This window comes from Pyxidicoccus xibeiensis, assembly GCF_024198175.1.
Lineage (GTDB): Bacteria > Myxococcota > Myxococcia > Myxococcales > Myxococcaceae > Myxococcus > Myxococcus xibeiensis.
Map to the genome: position 1 here is coordinate 191,136 of NZ_JAJVKV010000013.1, position 23,916 is coordinate 215,051.

Sequence of the window (23,916 nt, forward strand, 5' to 3'; positions counted from 1 at the left end):
CCGGTGGAGGGTGCAGGACTGTAAATCCGGGTGCGGGCCGGAGGCGCGGTGAAGAAGAAAGTTCTGAAGGGGAGGGCGGATTGGTGGGCGTGAGACGGAAGCGGGTAGGCAAGGCCGGGCAGCCGCCTACCGTGCTCGTGGTGGAGCCGCGAGCCGAGGACCTGGAGCGGACCCGTATGCTCCTGGGGGAGGCGGGCTTCCGTGTCGTTCCGCTGACGCGCTTCGACGCGGCGATGCCCCTCTTCGAGGTCATCCGCCCGGACGCGGTGCTGCTGGCCGCGCAGGCTCCGGACTACGCGGCGGTGCAGGTGGCGCGGCGGCTGCGGCAGCTGAGCCGTGGCACGGTGCCGGTGCTCTACCTCGTGGACCCTCACGACCCGGAGGCGTACCGCTTCTGCCTGGAGAAGGGGCAGTGCGTGGACATGGTGTCGCGCGGCGGCAGCGGGGCCGAGCTGGCCATGAAGCTGCACTCGCAGCTGAAGCTGAAGGCCGCGGTGCTGCGGGCGGCGGCCACCGAGGAGTCCGGCAACGCGCTGGCGCTGCATGACCCGGTGACGGGGCTCTACAACCGCTCGTTCCTGCTGGCCCTCATCGGCCTGGAGGTGCGGCGGGCGGAGCGCTACGGGGGGACGTTCTCCCTGGTGGCGGCGGAGGTGGGCGGCTGGGGCGCCTTCCGCAAGGAGTTCGGGCGTGGCATGGCGGAGCGCCTGCTGGTGTACAGCGCGGTGGTGCTGGGGCAGACGGTGCGCGAGGCGGACGCGGCGGCCCGGGTGGGTGACTGCCAGTTCGCGCTGATGCTGCCGGGCACGCCCGCGGAGGCAGTGCCGGAGGTGCTGAGCCGGGTGGGCGCGCGCTTCGAGGCGGCGCGCTTCCAGGTGGAGGGCAGGGTGGTGCGCACGTCGCTGGAGCTGGGGGCGGTGAGCTTCCCGGACGCGGTGGGCACGCCCGCGCAGTTGCTGAGCGCGGCGCAGCAGGAAATGCGCCGTACACGAGAGTTTCGTCGCACGGTCGGGGCTCCTACCCGGCTGTCGATATGAAGATGGGCGGAGGTTCAGGTTCGATGCACAGGGCGAGCGGAGGCGTGGGGATGGATCGGATCGCGGTGCTGGTGGTGGATGACGAAGAGTCGGTGCGCACGTTCCTGTCCGAGCTTCTCGGCAGCGCGGGCTACCAGGTGCGGTGTGCGGCGAGTGGCTCGCAGGCCCTGGAGATGCTGTCGGGAGGCTCGTTCGACGCGGTGCTGCTGGACGTGGTGATGCCGGAGATGAGCGGCCTGGAAGTGCTGCGCCACTATCGCGGCAAGGGTGGGAGTGCGCCGGTCATCGTGCTCAGCGCGCTGGCGGGTGCGGACGATGCGGTGCGGGCGCTGAAGATGGGCGCCAGCGACTATCTGGCCAAGCCGTTCGGCAACGACGAGCTGCAGGACGTGCTGGCGCGGGCCCTGGGGACGCGCGCTCCGGAGCGTCAGGCCGTGGCGCCGGTCATCGCGCCCCGCGTGGTGACGCCGGTGCCGGACGCCGCGCAGGACGCGCGGGTGCTCATCTCCTCGTCTCCGTCCATGCGCCGGGCACGCGCGCTGGTGGAGCGCATCGCCGACACGGACGTGCCGGTGCTGCTGCTGGGTGAGTCGGGCACGGGCAAGGAGGTCATCGCCCGGGAAATCCACGCGCGCAGCCAGCGCCGTGGCAAGCCCTTCATCAAGGTGAACTGCGCGGCGCTCCCCGGGGAGCTGCTGGAGAGCGAGCTGTTCGGCCACGAGCGCGGCGCCTTCACCGGCGCCACGGCGGAGAAGCCGGGCAAGTTCGAGCTGGCGGACCAGGGCACCATCTTCCTGGACGAGATTGGCGAGATGGCCATCCGCCTCCAGGCCAAGCTGCTCCAGGTCCTCCAGGACGAGGAGTTCTTCCGCGTCGGCGGCAAGAAGAGCGTGCGCGTGGACAGCCGCGTGGTGGTGGCCACCAACCGCGACCTCGAGAAGGAGATTGCCCTCGGCAACTTCCGCGAGGACCTCTACTACCGCCTCAACGTCGTGGCCATCCGCCTGCCGCCCCTGCGCGAGCGCCGGGAGGACGTGGTGCCCCTGACGGACCACTTCCTCAAGAAGTACGGCCGCCACTACATCAACGGCGTGTCGGAGCTGCCGCGCGAGGTGCTGCAGGCCTTCGCGGACTACGACTGGCCCGGCAACGTGCGCGAGCTGGAGAACATGGTGCGCCGGCTGTGCGTGCTGAAAGACGCCACGCTGGTGCTGGACGAGCTCAACGCGGCGGGCCGCTCGCCCGCGAGCGCGCCCTCGCTGCCCACCGCGTACGGCGGTGATGACGGCACCTACGGCCGTGGGCACCACGAGGAGCCGGTGCGCATGCCGCCTTCCTCGTCCGTCCAGGTGCTGGAGATGCCGTCGCGCGGGACGTCCCTCGCGGCGGCCTCCGCCCCGGCTGGCGCTTCGGTCGTCCCGGCGGCGGCGCTGGAGCCGGCGAACTCGGTGCTCCCGACGCCGCGCTACCTGAACCCGTTCGACGTGCCGCAGCCTCCGCCTCCTCCCGCGCCGGCCGGTGAGCCGTCGCTGAAGGACATCGGCAAGCGCGCGGCGATGCTCGCCGAGCGCGAGGCGATACTGGCCATGCTCCAGCGCACCGCCTGGAACAAGCGCCGCGCGGCCACCAAGCTGCGCATCAGCTACAAGGCGCTGCTGTACAAGATCAAGGAGTGCGGAATCATCGACCCGCGCGCCAGCGCGGAGCTGTAATCCGGCTGCATCTACTTGCGCTGCCCCCCGCGGTCCCGCTATCGCGGGGGGATGAGCGTTTCACTCGTCCTGCTGGGCGCTGGCTACACCCTGACGCGGCTCGCGGTGGCCGAGGCCCGCGCGGGCCGTGAGGTGCTGGCGGCCACGCGGGACTCCGCGCGCCGCGAGGTGCTGGAGCGCGCGGGCGCCCGCGTCACCTCGCTGGAAGACGCCCTGACGCGGACGGCCGGGGCGCACGTCGTCGTCTCCATCCCTCCGGACGCGGGGCTCGACGTGCAGGTCGCCGAGGCGCTCGCGCGGCAGCCGCCGTCCCGGCTCGTCTACCTGTCCTCCACCGGCGTGTACGGCGGTGCGCGGGGGCATGTGGACGAGGACACGCCGGTGGAGCCGGCGTCACCCACCGCTCGCGCGCGCATCGACGCGGAGTCGCGCTACCTGCCGCTGGGCGCGGTGGTGCTGCGCATCGCCGGCATCTACGGCCCGGAGCGCAGCACGCTCGCGCGGCTGCTGGCGGGCGCCGTCCGGCTGCCGGAGCGTGGGGGAGGGCGCATCTCCCGCATCCACGTGGACGACCTGGTGGAGGCCCTCCGCGTGGCGCTCCTGCACGGCGAGCCCGGGGCCCTCTACTGCGTGGCGGATGATCGGCCCGCGCCCCAGGAGGAGACCGTCAGCTGGCTGTGCCAGCGCGTCGGCGTGCCGCTGCCGCCCCGCGTTCCCCTGGAGAGCCTCCACGAGTCGCTGCGCGGGGACCGCGCCGTGTCCAACGCCCGGCTCAAGACGCTGGGCTGGCGGCCCCGCTACCCGGACTACGCCGCCGGCTTCACGTCCCTGCTGGAGGCGGAGGGGCGGGGCGGAGGACCCGGGCCGCTCACCGTCCGGCGGCTGCTGGCCGAGGACGCGGAGACCTTCTGGGCGCTGCGCCTGCGCGGCCTGGAGGAGCACCCGGAGGCCTTCGGGGCCTCGCTCGCGGAGGACTCGGCGCTGCCCATGGAGACGGTGCGCTCGCGGCTCGTCGGGCCGGCGCAGGTGGTGCTGGGGGCCTTCGACGGCGCGCGGCTGGTGGGCGTGGCGGGCCTCCAGCGGGCGGGGGGGCAGAAGCATGCGCACACCGGCGTGGTCTGGGGCATGTACGTGGCGCCGGAGGCGCGCTCGCGAGGCCTCGGCCGGCGGCTGCTCACCGCGCTCGTCGAGGAGGCCCGGAGGATGGCCGGGGTGGAGCGCCTCATCCTGTCGGTGGCCGTGGGCAACGGGGCGGCCCAGGGCCTCTACCGGACGCTGGGGTTCCGCACCTACGGCGTGGAGCCGAACGCCCTGAAGATTGGAGGCGCCTACGTCGACCAGGAGCAGATGGTCCTCGCGCTGTGAGCTGGGCCCCGAGTCCCGCACACAGTGTCACACCCCCCCCGGCGTGGGGTTCGCGCCATCGGCTGATCCTCATTTCATGATGCGGTAACAGTTCCAGCCCGGACAGGTGTTCGACTGAACGCGCGTCCCGCCGCGCTGGAGGCTCCTCGAGTATGGCCCTGTGCACCCCCGACTGGTTGCTGGAGCGCGTCGCCCTGGGCGAGCTGTCCGCTGACGCGCTGGCTGATGCGCGCGTCCGCCTGGAGCGCGAGCCGAATGGCGCCGCCCGCCTGGCCCGGCTGGAGGAGGACTCGCGCCGCACCCTGGAGCTTCACCCGCCCGAGGCCGTGGCCGCCGAGGTGGAGCGCCGCCGCGCCGCCCGCGCCCGCATCGAGTCCGCCCGGGGCGGCGAGCACGGCGGGTGGCACGGGCTGTCGCTGAGCATGCCGGTGGCCGCGTCGCTGGTGCTGCTCTTCCTGTCCACGCAGCAGGAGCTGCCCGTGCCCGCCCCGGCGCCGGCCCCGCCCGCGTGGGCGGACACCGAGCGCATCAAGGGCACCCCGATGCTGCGCGTCTACCGCAAGGGCGCCATCGAGCCGGAGCTGCTCGCGGACCGCACCCCCGTGCGCCGCGGAGACCTGGTGGAGCTCAGCTACGTGTCCGGTGGGCGCCCTCACGGCGTGGTGGTGTCGGTGGACGGGCGCGGCGGGGTGACGCTGCACCTGCCCACGACGCTGACCGGCTCCACGGCGCTCACCCCTGGCGACGCGGTGTCGCTGGGCCATGCCTACGAGCTGGACGACGCGCCCGACTTCGAGCGCTTCCTCTTCGTCACCTCCGAAGCGCCACTCGACGTGGCCACCATCCTGGAGGCCGCGCGCACGCTGGCCCGCCAGCCCTCCGATGCGCGCACCCGGCCGCTGCCCCTGCCGGCTACGCTGGTCCAGACATCCTTCACGTTGGAGAAGGTGCCGTAATGACGCGGTCGCTCCTGTTCTCGCTCCTGCTCGTCCCCGCGCTGGCCTCCGCCGCGCCGGCCCCCGGTGCGCAGTCCCACCCGGTGCGCCGCTTCGCGCTGCTGGTGGGGGTCAATGACGGCGGCCCCGGCCGGGCGAAGCTCCGCTACGCCGTCACCGATGCGCGCGCCTTCGGCGACGTGCTGGAGGAGCTCGGCGGCGTCCAGCCCCAGGACCGGATGCTGATGATGGAGGGCGACCGCGCGGCCTTCGAGGGCGCCCTGGCGCGCTTCAAGGCGATGCTGGTCGCGGCGAAGACGGGCGGCGGGCGCACGGAGGCGCTCATCTACTACTCGGGCCACTCGGACGAGGAGGGCCTGCTGCTCCACAACGACCGCTTCGGCTACCGCGAGCTGCGGCAGGCGCTGGAGTCGCTGCCGGCGGACGTGCGCATCGCCATCCTCGACTCGTGCGCGTCCGGCACGCTGGCGCGGAAGAAGGGCGGGGTGCGCCGTCCGGCCTTCCTGGTGGACGCGTCCACGGCGGTGCGCGGGCACGCCATCCTCACGTCCTCCTCCGAGGACGAGGTGTCCCAGGAGTCCGACCGCATCGGCGGCTCGTTCTTCACCCACAACCTGATGTCCGGCATGCGCGGCGCGGCGGACGCCACCGGCGACGGCCGGGTGACGCTCCACGAGGCGTACCAGTTCGCCTTCCACGAGACGCTGGCGCGCACCGAGCAGACGCGCGCGGGCGCGCAGCACCCCGCCTACGACATCGAGCTGGCGGGCACGGGCGAGCTGGTGATGACGGACCTGCGCTCCACCGCGGCGGTGCTGGTGCTGGGGGAGATGCTCGACGGGCGCCTCTACGTGCGCGACACGCCGGGCCGCCTGGTGGTGGAGCTCAAGAAGTTCGCCGGCCGTGCCACGGAGCTGGGGCTACAGCCGGGCAAGTACACGGTGATGCGCGAGGCGCACGGCAAGGCGTCCCAGGCGGAGCTGGTGCTGGCGCAGGGTGGGCGCGCCGTGCTGGCCGAGTCGGCCTTCCGTCCCGTCGGCGTGGAGCTGACCGCCATGCGCGGCGGGGGCACGCCCCGGCTGATGGGCGCGCCTCCGGTGGAGCCGATGGCGTCCGCGACGGGCGGCCTGGACTCCCCGATACCGCCGCGCAACGCGTACCGCTTCCTCAACCTGGGCCTGTTCCCGTCGGTGCAGACCAACGACGTGCTCGACGTCGGCCCGGTGGACAACACGCTCTCCATCTCGCTGGGGGCCGCTCGCGTCGGACGGGTGGATGGCCTGGCGTTCTCGCTGGGCGGCAACTGGGCCACGGGCCCCGTGCAGGGCGTGATGTTCGCCATCGGCGGCAACGTGGCGCGCGCGGAGGTGACGGGCGCGCAGTTCTCCATCGGTGGCAACTGGGCCGCCGGTCAGGTGGGCGGCCTGCAGGCCGCGGTGGGCCTCAACGTCGCCCGCCAGGGCGGCCTGATGGGACAGCTCTCCGTGGGCGGCAACGTGTCCTCCGCGCCCATGGAGGGCACGCAGCTGTCGGTGGGCACCAACTGGGTGTCGGGGGACTTCGGGGGCGTGCAGGGCACGGTGGGGCTCAACAGGGTGCAGGGGCGCATGACAGGTGTGCAGACCTCCGTGGGGATGAACTGGGCGGACTCCGCCCAGGGCCTGCAGCTGTCGCTCCTCAACGTGGGTGGCGACGTGTCCGGCATGCAGCTGGGGCTCATCAACCTGGCGGGGAAGCTGAACGGCATGCAGCTGGGCCTCGTCAACGTGGCGCGGGAGGTGGAGTCCGGCCTGCCGTTCGGCCTGGTCAGCATCGTCCAGAACGGCCAGTTCCACGTCGAGGCGTACGGCAGCGACAGCCACTTCGCCAACGTCGGCTTCAAGGTGGGCAGCCGCTACTTCTATACGACGGTGGTGGGGAGCATCGGCCATGCGGCGAAGGCGCGAGGGCCGAGCCACTGGGCCCTGGGCATCGGCCTGGGCGGGCACATCCCCGTGTCCGAGCGCCTCTTCGTCGACGTGGATGTGGTGACGAGCAGCGTGTACCCGTGGGACTCGAGCTTCACCACCGCCAACCTGCTGCACCAGGTGCGGGTGATGGGCGGCTTCCAGCTCGCGAAGCGCTTCGCCATCATCGGCGGGCCCACGATGAACATGCTGCACTCGCCGGACGGCGAGCCGGTGACGGCGCTGAGCAGCTTCTCCCGCCAGGGCCCCAAGCACTACCTCTGGTGGCCCGGCATGCAGCTCGGCGTGCGGATGTGACGCCGCGCCGCGGCCTCAGCGCGGCGGCTTGAAGTCGAGCGTGAACGTGTACGTCACGTCGATGGGAACTCCGCCGACGGTGACCGGCCTCGAGCGCGAGCCGTAGAGGGAGTCCAGCACCGTCTTCTCCATCTGTGGGAGCGTCTTCTGGACGCGGCAGCTCTTCACCGAGCCCTCCCGGGTGATGACGCAGCGGACGACCACCTGGCCCTCGACCCGGACCGCCGCCGCCGGCATGGACTCCTGGTCGTTGCGGCACAGCCAGTCGGACGCCGTCACCCTGTTCCCCTGGCGCGATGAAGCGTCGGGGAAGCTCCCGGGCTCGGAGGGCATCGCCGTCGCGAGCAGCTGCTCCGCCGTGCCCACCGGAGCGAAGAAGGGGTCCTCGAGCCCTCGCGCCTTCTCGGGCAGCTCGTAGTCGGCACGCCAGCCGCTCGGGGTGATGGAGAAGCTGAAGCGGTGCGTCTCCATGACTGGCGCTGACTCAGGCTCCATCCAGCGCCCCAGGCTGGCGCGCACCTCGTCGGAGGGGGCGGTGCCCTTCAGGGCCTCGGCGGGAAAGCCGGGGTCCTCCCACCGGGGCCGGGTCTGCAGGACGGTGACGGCCGCGGTACAGCCGCGGAGCTCCACGGACTCCACCTCGCAGCGGATGTGGCGTGCCACCTCGGCGAAGGCCGCGGGCAGGTCCACCGGCGTACGCACCACCAGGGCGGGATGGTCGCGAACGAAGAAGAGGTCCACGTCGCGGATGAGGTCATTCGCCCGCGTGCCCTGGGGCAGGCGCGCCATCGCCGGAGCGCCCAACTGGTGGTGCCGGCAGAGCAGCTCCGCCCGTGCCTTCAGCTCGAGCTCGTCCCTGCGCTTCGCCTCCTCTTTCGCGGTGGTGCTCTGGCCCGTGGGGCGCAGGGGAGCCGCCTGCTCCGGTCCTTCCTCCCTTCGGGCCGCGGGGGGCGTGGAGGCGCAGCCAGGGAGCACCAGAAGACAGAGGAGCGCGACGAGGGGGGAGGCGGAGAGGTGCATGGTCTGGAAGTCGAAATCCGGCCCCGCCCGGAGTCAGTCGGGCTTGCACGCCTCATAGCACGGACCCTTTGGCGCCTGAATCCATGGCGGCTCCCGGAGGGCTGGGAGCCGCTGGCGTGGGCCGGTCAAGGCACCTCCTGGGGAGGCGTGCCGCGCCAGCCGATGGTTCCCATCAGCCAGACGCACGCCCGACGTACTGATGCCTTTTCAGGCCTTCCGCACGGTGACAGGCTCGACACGCGGGCGACTCGCGCTCCGCGCCACCCTGTCCCGTGGGGGAACGATGTCCAAGTTGCTGTTCGCGGCTTTCAACGAAGGCGCCAGCCTCTCGATGTCCGGCAACCACGAGGCCGCGATCCTCGCTTTCGACAAGGTCCTCGCCGTGGACCCGAAGCACCTGCCCGCGCTCACCGGCAAGGGCTCGTCGCTGATGGCGCTCGGCCGCACGAAGGAGGCGCTCCGGTGCTTCGAGCGCGCCATCGAGGTGGACCCCACCACCGCGGACCCGTACCGCGACGCCGCCTTCTGCCAGCTCGAGCTCGGTGAGCCCGAGGCCGCCGCGCAGCTCATGGAGCGCGCCGTGCAGCTCAACTCCACGCCCGGCTACCGCGAGGCCGCCGCCGTGGAGGTCTACACCCTGGGCAATGCGCTGCTGACCCGCGGCCCCCGCCGGCCGGACAAGGCGCGCTACCGGCAGGCCCGCCACACCTTCGAGCTCGCGCTCGAGCTTTCCCCCGCGTACGTCGAGGCCGCCAAGGCCCTCGCCGACGTCTGGGAGCACCTGGGCGACAACGCCCAGCGCGACCACTACGCCCTCATGGCCATCCGCCTCCGTCCCGCCGCGAGCTGAGCGGGCGGCCAGGGGCACGAGCGCCCCGGCGGTTCGAGCGTGCCGCCAGAGGGCGCCGTCACTCCTGACCCGGGGGCGGACGCGAAGCGACTGTCCTGGCTGTTACACTCCGCGCATCCTTTTCCACTAAGCTTCACGGCACGTACGACAGCGCCGCGCGGGAGAAACTGAAGATGATCGTCATGCTCGAGCCGGACTCACCTGAGTCCGTGGTGTCCACCGTCCTCAAGGTCGCCTCGCAGTACAAGGGAGTGACCCCTCGGACGCACGTCATGGAGGGCGCCGAGTACACGGTCACCGAGGTGTACCTGCTCGGCTCCACCGCGCAGGTCCCCGTCGAGCCGTTCGAGGCGATTCCGGGCGTGCGGCAGGTGGTGCGCGTGTCCCAGAAGTACCGCGTCATCGGCCGGCACAAGGGCCAGCGGGCGTCCTCGGGCTTCGACTACAACGGTGTCACCTTCGATGAGAAGTCGGTGCAGCTGTTCGCGGGCCTGTGCGCCGTGGACAACCGGGAGAACGTCGACGCGATGATGGCCGCGCTCGCGAAGTGCGGCATCAAGACGACGCGCATGGGCGTGTACAAGCCGCGCACCAGCCCGTACGAGTTCCAGGGCCTGGGCGCCGCGTGCCTCCCGTGGGTGTTCGAGTCCGCGGGCAAGCACGGCATCAAGGTCATCGCGATGGAGGTGACGCACCCGCGTCACATCGACGAGATTCGCGAGGCCCTGGAGCGCTCGGGCAACGCCACGGGCGTCATGCTGCAGGTGGGCACGCGCAACGCGCAGAACTTCGAGCTGCTGAAGAGCATCGGCCAGCAGCGCACCTTCCCCGTGCTCTTCAAGCGCGGCATGGGAATCACCCTGGAAGAGTCCCTCAACGCCTGCGAGTACGTGGCGAGCGAGGGCAACCCGAAGATTGTCTTCTGCCTCCGCGGCGTGAAGACGCACCTGGGCGACCCGCACCGCAACATGGTGGACTTCGCCCACGTGCCGGTGGTGCGCCGCCTCACGCGCATGCCCGTGTGCGTGGACCCGTCGCACGCCATCGGCCAGGCGCCGCCGCCGCCGGACGGGCTGCCGGACATCTTCCACGCCATCGGCCAGGGCCTCATCGCCGGGGCGTCCATGCTGCTCGTGGACTTCCACCCGCAGCCGGAGGCCGCGCTGTGCGACGGCCCGCAGGCGCTGCGGCTGCCGCAGCTTCCCGCGCTCCAGAACTACGTGCGCCTCGTGCGCGAGGCCTACGTCGCCGCCGTGAAGGCCGGTGACGGGCTCAGCCCCGGCGGCACCACCTGAGTCCCCTGCGAGCCGTGAGGTGAGCGCCTCACGGCTCCGGGGTCACGCCACGCCGTAGCTGCCGAGCACCCGCAGGGTGATGCAGGCGCCCTGGGCGGCGTCCACCGCCTCGCGCACCCGCGGGTCCTCCAGCGCGCCGTCCACGTCCATGCACCACACGTACTCCCACGCGCGGCGCTGAGGCCGGGACTCCAGCCTCGCCACGTTGAGCCCGCGTGAGGAGAAGGCGCTCAGCACCCGGTAGAGCGCGCCGGACGCGTTCTCCACCGTGAAGGCCAGCGCCGTCTTGCGCCGGGCCCACGTGCGCTCGGGCGCCGGGCCCAGCGTGACGAAGCGGGTGTGGTTGTCCGGCGAGTCCTCCACCCCCACGTCCAGCACCGCCAGCCCGTACAGCTCCGCCGCCACGCGGCTGGCGATGGCGGCCGTGCGCGGCGGCGCCTCCTCCGCCACCCGGCGCGCGGCAATCGCCGTGTTCGCCTCCGGCAGCGGGGTGATGCCGCGCCTTCTCAGGTAGCCCGCGCACTGCGCCAGCGCCTGCGGATGGGAGAGGGCCCGCTCGATTCCGTCCAGCGTCCGTCCCGGCGGCGCGAGCAGGCAGTGGCGGATGCGCAGCGACAGCTCGCCCGTAATCTGGAGGTCGTGCTCCAGCAGCAGGTCCACGTTCTCCGCCACCGGGCCGCCCAGCGTGCTCTCCACGGGCACCACGCCGCCGTACACGCGGCCTTCCGCCACGGACTCGAAGACGGCGCGGAAGGTGAGCACGGGCACCGACTCCACGTCCTGCCCGTGCAGCGCGCGCACGGCCTCCTCGCCATAGGCGCCGTGCTCTCCCTGGAAGGCGATGCGGCGCCGGGGCTCAGCCATGGGCCCCCTCCGCGCTCGCGTACGTGCCCAGCACGCGCAGCGACGAGGTCAGCGGCCGGATGTCGTCCAGCGCCGCCGTCACCGCCGCGGAGGCCGCGTGGCCCTCCACGTCCAGGTAGAAGCGGTACTGCCACGGCTGCCCGGGGATGGGCCGCGACTCCAGCTTGCTCAGGTTCACCCCGCGCAGGATGAGCCGCTGGAGCATCTCACCCAGCGTCCCCGGCTTGTGCTCCAGCACCACCAGCAGCGACGTCTTGCACGGCACGCCCGGCGCCAGCGGCGTGGGCTCGCGGCCCACCTCCACGAAGCGCGTGTAGTCCGACGCGGGCTGCAGGTCGCGGGCGAGCACCTCCAGGCCGAAGCGCTGCGCCGCCGTCTCGCTGGCGATGGCCGCCACCGCCGGGTCGTTCCGCTCGCGCACCTTCTGCGCCGCGCCGCCGGTGTCCACGTCCGGCACCATGCGCGCCCACGGCACCTTCGCGCGGAGGAACGTCTCGCACTGGGCCAGCGCCTGCGGGTGGGAGAGCACCTCGCGCAGCCCCTCCAGCTTCGCGCCCGGCAGCCCCAGCAGCCGGTGGTCCACCTGGCTCACCAGCTCCGCGGTGATGACCACGCCGCCCTCGGCGAGCAGGTCGTACGTCTCGTTCATGCTGCCAGCGGTGGTGTTCTCGATTGGCAGCAGCACCAGGTCCTGCTCGCCCCGGCGCAGGGCGTCCATCGCCTCGCGGGCATGGTCGAAGCCGGTGAGCAGCACGCCCCCGGGGCGGTTGCCGTAGCGGCGGCGCGCGGCCAGGTGGCTGTAGGAGCCCTCGACGCCCGGGTACGCCACGCGCAGGGGCGTGGTGTCCTGCCGCTGCACCAGGGCCTGCTGCCGCGCCACCGACATGTCGATGAAGAGGCGCCAGATGCGCTCCACCTCGTGCGGATCCAACCCATGCTCCGCGGCCCGGGTGCGGATGCGGCGCAGGAGCAGGTCCTCACGGCGCTGGTCCCGAAAGGGCGCCGCCGCGGCCAGCTTCGCCCGCGCCACGTCGTCCGCCAGGTCCATGCGGCGGCGGAGGGCATCGAGGATCTCCTCGTCGATGCTCTCGATGGCGATGCGCACTGCCTCCAGGTCGGGGATGGTCGTCATCGGGAGGCCTCGAGGCCGCGCCACATGAAGTGGTGGGGGCCGATGCCGGGGAGCTCGAAGGTGTCTCCCTTCTGGGAGAAGCCGAGCGAGCGGTAGAAGCCCGACGCCGTCGTCCGGGCGTTGCACCACACCTGGGTGCCTCCCTGGACGGTGGCGTGCTCCAGACAGGCCCGGAGGAGGGCGGCCCCGTACCCGTGGCCCTGGAGCGACTTGTCCACGGCCATGCCCCGCAGGCGCCAGGCCGTGGTGGTCCTCAGGGAGTCCGGGGGCGGCTCCCGGTAGAGCGAGGCCACCCCGACGAGGCGGCCCCCCACCGCGTAGACGCCCAGGTGGAGGGTGTCCGCATCGTCATCTCCCGGATAGACGACCGTCTGCGGGGGCTGGTTCGGGCGGAGGACGGCCTGGCGAAGACCGCGAGTCGCGGCGGCGGGAATCCGGCGGATTTCAGAAACACTCACGGGTCGAGTATGCCGATTTTCCCACCCGCGCGTCCTCATTCACGTGGAAGCTGATGGGAGGTTGTTTCACCGTGAAGGGCACCGCCATCCTGGACGAGCCTCGAAGCCCGCCGCGAGCCACGGCCGCGCTGGATTTCGACGTGCTCCTGGAGGCGGAGCAGGGTGGGCTGCTGCGGCTCGCCCGGCGGCTGGTCTGGGACGGCGAGGAGGCGAGGGACCTGGTGCAGGCCACCCTCGCGGATGCGTACGAGAAGCGACACACGCTGAGGGACGCCACCGCGGCGCCCGCGTGGCTGCGCAGCATCCTGGTGTCCCGCGCCATGAGCCACCTTCGCCGGCGGCGTGTCTGGAACGTGGTGCGCGAGGCGCTGGACTTCGGCCCCGCGCCGGTGCCCTCTCCGGAGGAGCACTTCGTCGGCGCCGAGCGCTGGCTCGGCTTCGGCCGCGCGCTGCGGGCGCTCCCGACGCAGCAGGCCACCGCCTTCACCCTCCGCTACCTGGAGGGCCTCGAGCTGGACGCCATCGCCGAGGCCATGCGCATCGGCCGCGGCACCGTCCGCATCCACCTCTACCGCGCCCTCAAGAAGCTCAAGGCCGCTGACGCCCTGGAAGGAGACACCCCATGAGATGCCACGACGCGGCCGCTGCCCTCGTGGAAGCGCCTGCGCGCCTGACGCCGGAGCTCCAGGCCCACCTGGCGCACTGCGAGGACTGCCGCACCCTGGCAGCCCTGCACGCGTCCGCCGCCGCGCTGCGCCTGCCCCAGCCGCCCGAGCTGCCCACCATCCCCCGCGAAGCCGTGTTGCGGGAGGTGCGCCGCCGCGTCATCCGCCGCCGCGCCTCCGCCGGCGCCGTGGCGTCCCTCGGGCTGGCGGCGCTGGTGCTGTGGCTGCGGCCCGCCGCCGCGCCCGAGCAGGACCCGCATCATTATATAGGCGAAGCACCCATGCCCCAGGCCGAGCTGGGGCTGACTCGCGAGCCTCGCGAGGACGTGCTGCCGACGCATCTGGAGGAGGACTCCGCCGCCGTGGCCGTGCAGCACGCCGCCGAGCGGGGCTCCCTCATGCAGCTGATGGGCGAGGTGCGCGGCTTCACCCGCCGCGACCTGGTGGTGCACGACGAGACGTACCGGCCGTTCGGCACGCTCGCCGCGTGGCTGCGCCCTCCCGATTCCCGCGCGCTGGAAGCCCCGCCGTTCCGAACGGCGGTCATTCCTCTCTACCCAGTGGAGTCCTTGTGATGAAGACCCGATTCCAGAGGCTGTTGAGCACCACCGTGGCCGCGCTGCTGCTGACCACCCCCGCGCTGGCCCAGGAGGACGAGGAGGGCAACGTCCTCATCCACTCCAACGGGCCCGTCATCTCGGCGACGCGCTCGGGCCAGCCGATGATGATGCGCGTGGGGCCGCTGCCGGCGCCCACCAATGGCATTCCGCCGCACCTGGTGGAGAAGCTGGGCATCCCCCGCGACGTGGCGCAGCGGGCCCAGGACCTGAGCTTCGAGTCCAACGAGGCCCTCATTCCCCTGGAGGCCGACCTGAAGCGGGCGCAGCTGCGCCTGGAGCGGCTGCTGAGCGCGCCGTCACCGGACGAGAGCGGCATCCTCAAGCAGGTGGAGGAGGTGGGCCGCGCGGAGACGGCGGTGCGCCGCAACCGCGTGGGGCTGATGGTGCAGATCAAGAAGCTGCTCGGGCCGGACCTCTGGCAGAAGCTGGAGGCGGAGATGGGGCCGATGCACTTCGAGAAGCACATCAAGATCCACCGGGGCCTCCCGGGCACCGCCGCCGAGCCGGCGCGCCCTGGCACCCCGGCGCCCCGTAAGCCGTAGCGTTCCGGTTTCGGACAGAGGCGGGCCCGGAGGTCGGGGCTCCGTGCCGCTGGCCCGCCTATCCTGGTGTTCATGGCCAACACTCCGGACCGTGAGCGCCAGCTCGAGGAGGACGCCGCCCAGCTCCAGCGGCTGGGGTACGCGCAGCAGCTGCTGCGCGACATGGGCGGCTTCTCCAACTTCGCCGTCTCCTTCTCCATCATCTCCATCCTCACCGGAGCGGTGACGCTGTATGGCCACGGGCTGCGCTTCGGCGGACCCTTCGTCATGGGGGTGGGCTGGCCGCTGGTGGCGCTGTTGACGCTGGCGGTGGCGGCGAGCCTCGCGCAGCTCGCCTCGTCCTTCCCCACGGCCGGCGCGCTCTACCACTGGTCGGCGATGCTCGGCGGGCCGCGGGTGGGCTTCTTCACCGCGTGGCTCAACACCGTGGGGCAGTTCGCGATTACGGCGGGCATCGACTACGGCCTGGCGGAGTTCCTCGCGGACATGCTGGGCCTGCCTCGCGAGCGCGGCGCCGTGCTGCCGCTCTACGCCGCCATCCTCGTGTCCCACGCGGTGCTCAACCACGTGGGCGTGCGGGTGGTGGCCTGGCTCAACGACTTCTCCGCCTGGTACCATCTGGCCGGCGTGGCGGTGCTCATCGGCGCGCTGGTGGCCCTGGCGCCGATGAAGGAGCCGGCGTTCCTCCTCACGCGCTTCAGCAGCGAGAACCCCTGGTACCTGTACGGCTTCCTCATCGGCCTGCTCCAGGCGCAGTGGACCTTCACGGGCTACGACGCCAGCGCCCACATCTCCGAGGAGACGAGAGACCCGACGCGCAACGCGCCCTGGGGCATCTTCCTGTCCGTGGCCGTCAGCGCCGTGGTGGGGTACGTGCTGCTGGGCGCGGTGACGCTGGCGATCCAGGACCTGCCGGCCGCGGCGGCGGCCCCCAACCCGTTCCTGTACGTGCTGACGACGGCGCTGGGCCCGACGGTGGGTGGCGCGCTGGTGTGGGTGGCCATCTGTGCCATGTGGTTCTGCGGGCTGTCGTCGGTGACGTCCAACTCGCGCATGCTGTTCGCCTTCGCGCGGGACAACGGGCTGCCGGGCTCGCGGTGGTTGAAGCACGTGTCCCCGCGCTTCAAGACGCCGTCCGTGGCGGTATGGGTGTCCGTGGCGGCGGCGCTGGTGGTGGCGCTCTGGGCCGAGGCGTACGCGGCCATGGTGGCGCTGAGCACGCTGGCGCTCTACGCGTCGTATGCGCTGCCCATCTGGGTGGGGTGGCGGGCACGGCGCTCGGGGACGTGGTCGCACCGGGGGCCGTGGGACCTGGGCCGCGCGTCGCCCTTCATCAACGGGGTGGCGCTGGTCTGGTGCGCGGCCATCATGGTGCTCTTCGTGCTGCCGCCCAACCAGCTCGCCGGCTACACGTTCGCCGGCGCGCTGGTGCTGCTGGCCCTCTACTGGCTGCTGGCGCAGCGGCACACCTTCACGGGGCCCAAGGTGACGCTGCTGCGGGGGCCGGACCCGCTGGCTACTTCGGAAGCGCGGTCTTCCCCATCTTCAGGATGAGCTTGAAGTGGGGCGCGGTGACGGGCACCACGCTGATGCGGCTGCGGGTGATGAGCTGCATGTCCTTCAGCGCCTCGGTGTCCTTGATGGTGGCCAGCTCTACCGGCTGCTTCAGCGGGAGGAAGGGGCCCACGTGCACCGCGGCCCAGTCCTCGTCGGGCGCGGTGGAGTCCGGGCCGGGTGGGGTGAGGACCTTCGCCACGGCCACCACGGCCTTGCCCTCGTTGGAGTGGTAGTAGAGGCACAGGTCGCCGGGCTTCATCGCCCGGAGGTTGTTGCGCGCCTCGTAGTTGCGCACGCCGGTCCACTCCGTCTTCCCGTCCTTCTCGAGCTGCGTGTACGGGTAGACGGAGGGCTCGCTCTTGATGAGCCAGTACTGGGGTTTCGCCATGGCGGCGGATGCTACCTCCCTGGTGCGCCGCCGCGACGGTAACGTTGGAGGATGGTGCGCAGCGCAGCCCTTCATTCATGACGTGGCAGGGGCCTGCGGCATCCGGGAGGCCCCGCGCCCTCCCGGGGCCATGGCATGCAGGAACGTGGCGAGCGACCTGACTCCAGTGCGCTGCCTGCCACGTCGCCCGGCAACGGCCTCCCGGGTGAGGTGTCCCCGTTCCGGCAGGGCCGCATCGATGACCGCGACGGGGTCTGGCGTGCATCGAGCGCCCGAATGCCGGAGCCTCGTGAGCTGGTGCGAGGGCCACTTCCTCCGTCATGGCTTCGGACCGCGTCGCGCCCACACCCGCAGGTGAATCACTCAACACGTGCAGCCCTGGGGCTTCGCGCGTCGCAGTTGCCGGAGTACCGCCCTCCACCATGGCGAGGGGACGCTTCGTTTCCACGGGCGGAGCGCCTGGCCGAGGCTCCTCCGCGCCCTCATCTATTGCCGCCGCCGCGCCACTATCGGGCGCCTCATCCGGGGCCTTCTCGCCATCTGGAGGCGGATTCGCCTCCGCACCATCATCCATTGCCGCCGCGGCACTGTCGGGCGCCTCATCCGGGACCTTCTCGCCTTCAGGAGGCGGCACTCCGCCAGACCCCCGGGGCGCCGACTTCTCCCCGGGCCCGAGCGCCCGCCAGAGCGCCTCCGCCGACGCGAGCACGTCCTCCTCCGTGACTGCGCCTTCCCACCTCGCCGCCACCCGCCCCAGCTCCGCCAGCGCGCCCCACACCAGGCACGTCCTCGCCATCGCGGACCCCGGCTCCAGCGCTCCGTCACGCTCCGCCTGGCTGACGATCTCGCGAATCAGGTCCCGCACCCGCCAGCCTCGCTCGTCGTCAGGCCCCGCCTCCGGGTGGACGTGCAGGAAGACGAAGCTGAAGACGCCGGGCGTCCGCAACGCGTAGTTGGCCAGCAGCCGCCAGAGGGCGAAGAAGCCCTCGCGGAAGCCCGCGCCCTCGTCCGTGCTGGCCATCTGGAACTCGTAGCGCGCATACCGGCACAGCTCGTCCTCGGAGAAGTCGCGAATGGCCAGCGCACAGCCGCGCTTGCTGCCGTAGCGCCGGTACAGCGAGCCCACCGACATGCGCATCACCCGCGCCAGCTCCGCGGCCGGGGTGTTGTCGTAGCCGCGCTGCGCCATCACCGCCGCCGCCTCCTCCATCCGCGTGGCCACGAACTGCTGGTACAGCTCCATGATCATCTGCCCACCCCCGGACCGACCCGCCCGCGGAAGGAACGTTCCTTCCGCCAGCACCTTCCTACCGGGTGGGGCTGACATGTCGACGGCGGACGACCGGGCAGGTCCGCTGCGGTCCGTGCTGCGTAAGAGGCCGAAAAGCCCGCGAGCGTTCAGGCGATGCGGGCTCCCTCCAAGTCTGGAGTCAAACCCTCCCGAGAGCCTGCCCACGGGATGCCTCGGACTGCCCCGAGGAGTGGAGCGCTGGCACGGCATGGCCGCACGGTGGTCTGTCCTTCCCGCCCTGGGCTTCACCCTGTCAGGCAGGACTCATGCGCGTCTTGCATCAGTCCGGGAACTCCTCCGCATCGCCCCTGGCCGACTTGAGAGTGCTCCCGCCAGATCCGGAACATCTCACATGGGAGGTCGTGCTCTGGGAGGGGAGGACAGCCACCTCACCTTCGGCATCGATGGGGCGCTGGATACCGCCACCCAGGAGCGCGCACTGGGGCGCATTGACGTGGCCCAGCTCAAGCGTGGCTCATCACCGGAGCAATTCTTCGCTGGCAGGGCGACGAAGGAGTCGATGTAGCGGACCCGGTTGATGCTGTGGGAACTGCGGACGGGAGCGAAAGTGTGCCGCTGGCGGGCACTTCTATCCCATCGAGCGTGCACTTGCTGGCGTTCTGGGTAGCTCAGTTCACGGTCGCCGTGTTGCCTTTCTCTCTGACGACGGCTCTGGAGCTTCGTCCTGAGCACTTCCCTGAGGTCGCGAAGGGAGTGCCACCGGCGAAGTCACAGCCAGCCCCGCCGCCACCAGGGGCGCTTCGGCACCGCCCTGCTATTGGTGGTCAGACGGATGCAAGGGTGGCGCTGTAGGTTCGCCCCGTCCGGCCGGGATTGCCCGGAGTTGCCGTGCGGCCCGGCGAGGACTGCGTTACACGGTGCGCCTCAATTCAGGAGTGGAAACGCATGGACCTGGAACTGAAGGACAAGGTTGCGCTGGTGAGTGGCTCCACGGCGGGCATCGGCCTGGCCATCGCGGAGGCGCTGGCCCGCGAGGGCGCGGAGGTCATCGTCAACGGGCGCACGCAGGAGCGCGTGGACGCGGCGCTGAAGGAGCTCCGGGGGAAGCAGCCGGGGGCGAAGCTGCGCGGCGTGGCCGGTGATCTGGGGACGCTGGAAGGCGTCAACCGGATGCTGAAGGCGGTGCCCCGCGTGGACATCCTGGTGAACAACCTGGGCACCTTCGAGCCCCGCCCCTTCGAGGACATCACCGACGAGCAGTGGTTCAACATCTTCGAGGTGAACGTGATGAGCGGCGTGCGTCTCAGCCGCCACTACCTCAAGGGCATGCGCGAGAAGAACTGGGGCCGCGTCCTCTTCATCTCCAGCGAGTCCGGCCTCCAGATTCCGGTGGAGATGGTCCACTACGGCGTCACCAAGACGGCGCAGATTGCCCTGGCCCGAGGCATCGCCGAGGGCACCGCCGGTACCGGCATCACCGTGAACTCCATCCTCCCCGGGCCCACGCGCTCTGAAGGGGTGGAGGGGTTCCTCGAGAACCTGGCGCGCCAGCAGGGCGTGGACGTGGCCACCGTGGAGCGCGACTTCTTCAAGAACGCGCGGCCGTCCTCGCTGCTCCAGCGCTTCGAGACGGTGGAGGAGATTGCCTCCCTGGTCGCCTTCGTCTGCAGCCCGAAGGCCTCGGGCATCAGCGGTGCGGCCCTGCGCGTGGACGGCGGCGTGGTGCGCGCCATCGCCTGAGCCTGACGGCGGCGCGCCCGGAAGCGCCACGTGACGGCGGCTCAGGTCGTCACGTGCGTCTTCATGAACACGCGCAGCGCCTCGGCCACGCTCCACGCCTGGGCGATGCAGCCGCGCGGGCGGTAGGGCTCGGTGGCGTCGAAGATTTCGCTGATCTGCCCGATGCCCGTGTGGAGCAGGTGCTCCTCCAGCCCGCGCAGCAGCGCGCGCGCCGCCGCCAGGTCCGGGTTCACCTTCAGCGTCGCGTCCACGTAGTGGCCGATGAGCCACCCCCACACCGTGCCCTGGTGGTACGCCGCGTCCCGCGCGCGCAGGTCGCCGTCGTAGTTCGCCTTGTAGTCCGCGTGCCCCGCCGCCAGGCTGCGCAGGCCCACCGGCGTCACCAGCTCGCGCCGCACCACCTCCAGCACGGGCTCCCAGCGGTCGCGGTGCAGCACCGGGTGCTTCAGTGAGATGGCGAACACCTGGTTGGGACGGATGGCCGGGTCCTCCTTCAGCTGCTCCCCGTCCACCACGTCGAAGAGGCACTGCAGCTTCTCGTTCCAGAAGCGCCGGTTGAAGCTGCCGTAGGCCTTCTCCGCCGCCGCCAGGTACGGCCTCGCGTCCTGCCCCAGCCGCTCCGCCCAGGTGGCCATCAGCCGCAGGGCGTTGAACCACAGGGCGTTGATCTCCACCGCCTTGCCCCGCCGCGGCGTCACCACCCAGCCGTCCACCTTCGCGTCCATCCAGGTGAGCTGGTAGCCCTCCGCGCCCTGACGCAAGAGTCCGTCCGCCGGGTCCACGCCGATGTGGAAGCGCGTGCCCTTCTGGTGGTGCTCCACGATGGCCCTAAGCGTGGGGAAGAGGTCTCGCAGCAGCTCCTCGTCCTTCGTGCAGTCCAGGTAGCGGTCCACGCCGTGGAAGAACCAGAGCGTCGCGTCGGCCGTGTGGTAGACGCCCTCGCTCTCCCCGTCGGGGAAGTAGTTGGGGATGAGGCCGTCGCGCACGTAGTGCTGGAAGGTGCGCAGGATTGCCGCCGCCTCGCGGTAGCGCCCGGTGGCCAGCGTCAGGCCATCCAGCGAAATCATCGTGTCCCGGCCCCAGTCCGTGAACCAGTGGTAGCCGGCGATGACGCTGCGCGCGTCCTGGCCCATGGAGCGCGCCCAGGCGTCGTCCGCGGGGCGCGTCGGGTCGATGATGAACTGGTCCGCCGCCAGCACCAGCCGGGCGGGCACGCCCGTGCGGGCCTCCTCGGGCGCGCGGGAGATGAGCCGCCGCTCGCGCTCCAGCTCCAGTGCGAAGACCTCCGTCGGCTCCCGCTCCAGGCACGCCCAGCCCTCCGTGGTGGCGCCCAGCGCGAGCGTGCCTCCCGGGGGCAGCGTGCACTCGAAGTAGCCCGGGGACTGCTGCACCTCCGTGTGCTCGTAGCCCCGTGCCTTCTCCACCCGGTACAGCTGCGCGGGGGACGTCATGGGCAGGCTCACGAAGGGCGTGGGGCCGGCGCCATACACCCGCATGCGCAGGGGCGGAGCGCCGTCATCGGCGCACAGCTCGACGTGCCGGCCTCGCAGGAAGACGGTGGGCTCGCCCTGGCGCTGGGGGATGGGCTTGTCGTGCGGGCGGTCCACCGGGAAGGGGCGCAGCCGCAGGCTGACTTCGGGCCCGGACACGTGCTCCCAGGCGATGAAGACGGTGTTCTCCCCGTGCACCATCACCAGCTTGCGCCGCAGCCGCGCCGGGCCCAGCTGGTACTCCCAGACGGGCACCAGGCCGTCCAGGTGGAAGCCTCGCAGGTGCCGCGCGCCCGACTCGTCCGTGGTGCCGTCCGCGCGCTCCTCGGCGTCCAGCCGGTAAGGCCTGCCCTCTACCAGCGCCTGCTCCTCCAGCCGCGCCAGCAGCACCGTGCGGCCGCGCTTCTCCAGGCTGGGGATGAAGAGGCCGTGGTAGCGGCGCGTGTTGCAGCCCACCACCGTGCCGGACGCGTAGCCGCCGCGGCCGTTGGTGACCAGCCACTCGTGGGCGAGGTCCGTGGTGAAGTCCGTGCCAGCGGGCCTCTCGACGTCGAGGCGGGGCAGGGCGGGGGAGGGATGGACCGGAATCACGCCTTCTTCTCCTCGGTGCTCGTCAGCACCAACGCAGTCTGTCCGGGCAGGTGCAGGCGCCCGTCCTCGGGAACCGGTGCGGTTCCCATCCCGCCGTAGCGGACCTGGTCACTGGACAGCAGGACGCGCCAGTTCCTTCCCCCGGGCGGCGCCACCAGCGGCTCCGGACACGGCTCGTAATCCAGTCCCGTGCCCAGGTTGAGGAGGAGCAGGCGGTCGCCCTCCTGCTCGCTTCCGAGGTACCGCAGCAGCAGCGCGCCCGGGCCCAGCACCGCCCCGTCGATTCGGGAGCGGTCCTGCGCGGCGAACACCGGGTCCTCCCGCCGCAGCCGCAGCAGGTCCTGGTGCAGTGCCAGCGCGCCCGGGTGCCGCGCGCGCTCGCTCCAGTCCAGCTTGGAGCGGCGGAAGGCCTCCTCGCCGATGGGCATGTGGAAGCCCTCCGCCTCCAGGGCGTGCCGGGCGCTGGCGAACTGGGAGAGGAAGCCGTCGCGGCCCTGCTGCACGAGCCCCTGCAGCTCCGGCTGGTGGTCCACGAAGTAGAGGAAGGGCGAGGAGGCGAAGAACTCCTGGCCCATGAAGAGCATGGGCGTCTGCGGCAGCAGCAGGAAGAACGTCGTCAGCGCCCGCATGCGAGGCGCGCCCGTCAGCACGTGCAGCCGCTCGCCGCGCAGCGTGTTGGCGAGCTGGTCGTGGTTCTGGAGGTAGAAGACGACGTGCTCGGCGGGCGTGCGCAGCAGGGGCGAGCCCCGGCGCTTCTTCTGCCAGCCGTAGTACTGGCCCTGGTAGAGCGAGTTGCGCAGCGCGCACGACAGCAGCTCCTGCGCGGTGCCCCGGTAGTCCATGAGGTAGGCCTCGGAGCGGCCCACCGCCGCCACCCGCGCGGAGTGGTGGAAGTCATCCACCCAGACGGCGTCCGCCCCGTGGCCTCCGGCCTCCGGGGGCGTGACGACCTTCACGTCCTGCGGCTCGTTCTCCGCGATGAGGAGGATGTCGCGGCCCCGTGTGGCGGCGCGCGCGTGCGCCACCAGCTCGGTGACGATGTGGCGGGAGGACGCGTCGTAGAGGCTCTGGGTGGCGTCCAGGCGCAGGCCGTCGAAGTGGTACTCGGTGAGCCAGTAGCAGGCGTTCTGGATGAAGAAGTCTCGCGAGGGCCCCGCGGCGTCGCCGTCGTCGAAGTTGGTGGGCTCGCCCCATTCATTGGGGTACTTCGGGTTGAAGTACCCGGGCGAGAAGCGCGCGAGGTAGTTCCCGTCCGGACCGAGGTGGTTGTAGACGACGTCCACGATGATGCCGAGCCCGAGCCGGTGCGCCTCGTCCACCAGGCGGCGCAGGTCATCCGGGTCTCCATACACGGCACACGGCGCGAAGAGCGTCACCCCGTCGTAGCCCCAGTTGTAGCGGCCCGGGTACGTGTGCAGCGGCATCAGCTCCACGGTGGTGATGCCCAGCTCCTTCAGGAGCGGCAGCTTGGCGGCGGCGCTGGCGCAGGTGCCCTCCGGCGTGAAGGTGCCCAGGTGCAGCTCATAGAGGACCTGCCCCTTCAGCGTGACGCCGCGCCAGCCGGCGTCGCTCCACGCGTAGCGGTGCGGGTCCACCACCTGCGAGGGCCCGTGAGGCCCCTCCGGCTGGAAGCGCGAGCACGGGTCCGGCAGGCATTCCTCGCCGTCCAGCCGGTACTTGTAGAGCGCTCCGGCGGGCACCGGGTGCGTGCCCTGGAAGTAGCCACGCTCCGTGCGCTGCAGGGGCAGGTATCGTGCCTGGCCTGCCTCGAGGTGGCAGACGTCCACCATGCGGCGGCTCGGCGCCCACACGCGGAAGTGGGTGCGCCCGTCTCCCAGCGTCCTCGCGCCCAGGTTGAGTTGAAAGGCGGTAGGCCGCAACAGTCGTCCTCCTTCGGGCGCAGGGCACCGTGGCGACGTTGTGCACGCGCGGCGAGCGCGGAAAGGACCGGGAGTCTGAGTCGGGCATGCCCACGTGTGGAGCGGGCAGGAGTCGTCCGGGAGGCAACTGGCGCTCGGGCCCGCATGGACACCACGGCTCGCGCACGCCTGCTCTCCGAGCAGCGGCTCGACGCATCGGCCGCATGGCATCCCACCGGGTCGCGGAGACCGAGCCTCG

General features: G+C 71.7%; 20 protein-coding genes and 1 pseudogene. 13 read left to right on the forward strand and 8 right to left on the reverse strand.

The window, feature by feature from the left end:
* Positions 1-83: 83 nt before the first annotated feature.
* From LXT23_RS38935 to LXT23_RS38955, 5 genes are all read left to right on the forward strand, one after another.
* Complete coding sequence (locus LXT23_RS38935) at positions 84-1,037, forward strand: GGDEF domain-containing protein (protein ID WP_253985512.1); 954 nt, start codon at positions 84-86, stop codon at positions 1,035-1,037.
* A 50-nt stretch (positions 1,038-1,087) separates the two neighbouring features.
* A complete protein-coding gene (locus tag LXT23_RS38940; protein ID WP_253985513.1) occupies positions 1,088-2,749 on the forward strand; it encodes a sigma-54-dependent transcriptional regulator in 1,662 nt (553 codons plus the stop codon).
* 51 nt (positions 2,750-2,800) lie between these two features.
* Positions 2,801-4,114: a GNAT family N-acetyltransferase gene (locus LXT23_RS38945; RefSeq protein WP_253985514.1), complete on the forward strand. Its 1,314-nt coding sequence runs from the start codon at positions 2,801-2,803 to the stop codon at positions 4,112-4,114.
* A 152-nt stretch (positions 4,115-4,266) separates the two neighbouring features.
* On the forward strand, positions 4,267-5,070 hold the full coding sequence (locus tag LXT23_RS38950) for an ActD protein (RefSeq protein ID WP_253985515.1): 804 nt from the start codon (positions 4,267-4,269) through the stop codon (positions 5,068-5,070).
* Complete coding sequence (locus LXT23_RS38955) at positions 5,070-7,334, forward strand: caspase family protein (protein WP_253985516.1); 2,265 nt, start codon at positions 5,070-5,072, stop codon at positions 7,332-7,334. Before LXT23_RS38950 ends, LXT23_RS38955 begins: the two co-directional genes overlap by 1 nt.
* Before the next feature lie 15 nt (positions 7,335-7,349).
* Here LXT23_RS38955 and LXT23_RS38960 read toward each other — a convergent pair whose 3' ends face one another.
* Positions 7,350-8,354 carry an energy transducer TonB gene (locus LXT23_RS38960; RefSeq protein ID WP_253985517.1) on the reverse strand — a complete coding sequence of 335 codons (1,005 nt, stop codon included), beginning with the start codon at positions 8,352-8,354 and terminating at the stop codon, positions 7,350-7,352.
* A 283-nt stretch (positions 8,355-8,637) separates the two neighbouring features.
* Between LXT23_RS38960 and LXT23_RS38965 the strand changes: the two genes are divergently transcribed.
* Positions 8,638-9,204: a tetratricopeptide repeat protein gene (locus LXT23_RS38965; RefSeq protein WP_253985518.1), complete on the forward strand. Its 567-nt coding sequence runs from the start codon at positions 8,638-8,640 to the stop codon at positions 9,202-9,204.
* Between the two features lie 173 nt (positions 9,205-9,377).
* On the forward strand, positions 9,378-10,499 hold the full coding sequence (locus tag LXT23_RS38970; protein WP_253985519.1) for a 3-deoxy-7-phosphoheptulonate synthase: 1,122 nt from the start codon (positions 9,378-9,380) through the stop codon (positions 10,497-10,499).
* A gap of 42 nt (positions 10,500-10,541) precedes the next feature.
* Here LXT23_RS38970 and pheA read toward each other — a convergent pair whose 3' ends face one another.
* The 3 genes from pheA to LXT23_RS38985 are packed head-to-tail and all read right to left on the reverse strand — an operon-like array spanning position 10,542 to position 12,953.
* On the reverse strand, positions 10,542-11,363 hold the full coding sequence (gene pheA, locus LXT23_RS38975; protein WP_253985520.1) for a prephenate dehydratase: 822 nt from the start codon (positions 11,361-11,363) through the stop codon (positions 10,542-10,544).
* Positions 11,356-12,495, reverse strand: coding sequence for a bifunctional chorismate mutase/prephenate dehydratase (locus LXT23_RS38980; RefSeq protein ID WP_253985521.1), 1,140 nt, complete (start codon positions 12,493-12,495; stop codon positions 11,356-11,358). The genes pheA and LXT23_RS38980 overlap by 8 nt, the downstream gene beginning before the upstream one ends.
* Positions 12,492-12,953: a GNAT family N-acetyltransferase gene (locus tag LXT23_RS38985; RefSeq protein WP_253985522.1), complete on the reverse strand. Its 462-nt coding sequence runs from the start codon at positions 12,951-12,953 to the stop codon at positions 12,492-12,494. Before LXT23_RS38985 ends, LXT23_RS38980 begins: the two co-directional genes overlap by 4 nt.
* A gap of 71 nt (positions 12,954-13,024) precedes the next feature.
* Between LXT23_RS38985 and LXT23_RS38990 the strand changes: the two genes are divergently transcribed.
* From LXT23_RS38990 to LXT23_RS39005, 4 genes are all read left to right on the forward strand, one after another.
* Positions 13,025-13,579, forward strand: coding sequence for an RNA polymerase sigma factor (locus tag LXT23_RS38990; RefSeq protein ID WP_253985523.1), 555 nt, complete (start codon positions 13,025-13,027; stop codon positions 13,577-13,579).
* Positions 13,576-14,193 (forward strand): hypothetical protein, encoded by a 618-nt coding sequence (locus LXT23_RS38995; protein ID WP_253985524.1) that lies wholly within the window; start codon positions 13,576-13,578, stop codon positions 14,191-14,193. The genes LXT23_RS38990 and LXT23_RS38995 overlap by 4 nt, the downstream gene beginning before the upstream one ends.
* Positions 14,193-14,780, forward strand: a complete 588-nt coding sequence (locus LXT23_RS39000; RefSeq protein WP_253985525.1) for a periplasmic heavy metal sensor — start codon at positions 14,193-14,195, stop codon at positions 14,778-14,780. The genes LXT23_RS38995 and LXT23_RS39000 overlap by 1 nt, the downstream gene beginning before the upstream one ends.
* Before the next feature lie 72 nt (positions 14,781-14,852).
* Positions 14,853-16,334, forward strand: a complete 1,482-nt coding sequence (locus LXT23_RS39005) for an amino acid permease (RefSeq protein ID WP_253985526.1) — start codon at positions 14,853-14,855, stop codon at positions 16,332-16,334.
* On the opposite strand, the gene LXT23_RS39010 is transcribed toward LXT23_RS39005, so the two are convergent.
* A complete protein-coding gene (locus LXT23_RS39010; protein WP_253985527.1) occupies positions 16,297-16,725 on the reverse strand; it encodes an EVE domain-containing protein in 429 nt (142 codons plus the stop codon). The genes LXT23_RS39005 and LXT23_RS39010 overlap by 38 nt on opposite strands.
* Positions 16,726-17,809: 1,084 nt before the next feature.
* Positions 17,810-18,226, reverse strand: a pseudogene (locus LXT23_RS50795) (helix-turn-helix domain-containing protein); the annotation flags it as partial.
* 142 nt (positions 18,227-18,368) lie between these two features.
* Here LXT23_RS50795 and LXT23_RS39015 point away from each other — a divergent pair.
* The gene (locus LXT23_RS39015; RefSeq protein WP_253985528.1) at positions 18,369-18,542 is read left to right on the forward strand and encodes a hypothetical protein; all 174 of its coding nucleotides are present in this window, start codon (positions 18,369-18,371) and stop codon (positions 18,540-18,542) included.
* Between the two features lie 380 nt (positions 18,543-18,922).
* The gene (locus LXT23_RS39020) at positions 18,923-19,717 is read left to right on the forward strand and encodes an SDR family NAD(P)-dependent oxidoreductase (RefSeq protein WP_253985529.1); all 795 of its coding nucleotides are present in this window, start codon (positions 18,923-18,925) and stop codon (positions 19,715-19,717) included.
* Positions 19,718-19,758: 41 nt separating this feature from the next.
* On the opposite strand, the gene LXT23_RS39025 is transcribed toward LXT23_RS39020, so the two are convergent.
* Positions 19,759-21,798, reverse strand: a complete 2,040-nt coding sequence (locus LXT23_RS39025; protein ID WP_253985530.1) for an amylo-alpha-1,6-glucosidase — start codon at positions 21,796-21,798, stop codon at positions 19,759-19,761.
* Positions 21,795-23,678 (reverse strand): malto-oligosyltrehalose trehalohydrolase, encoded by a 1,884-nt coding sequence (treZ, locus tag LXT23_RS39030; protein WP_253985531.1) that lies wholly within the window; start codon positions 23,676-23,678, stop codon positions 21,795-21,797. Before treZ ends, LXT23_RS39025 begins: the two co-directional genes overlap by 4 nt.
* Positions 23,679-23,916 lie beyond the last annotated feature (238 nt).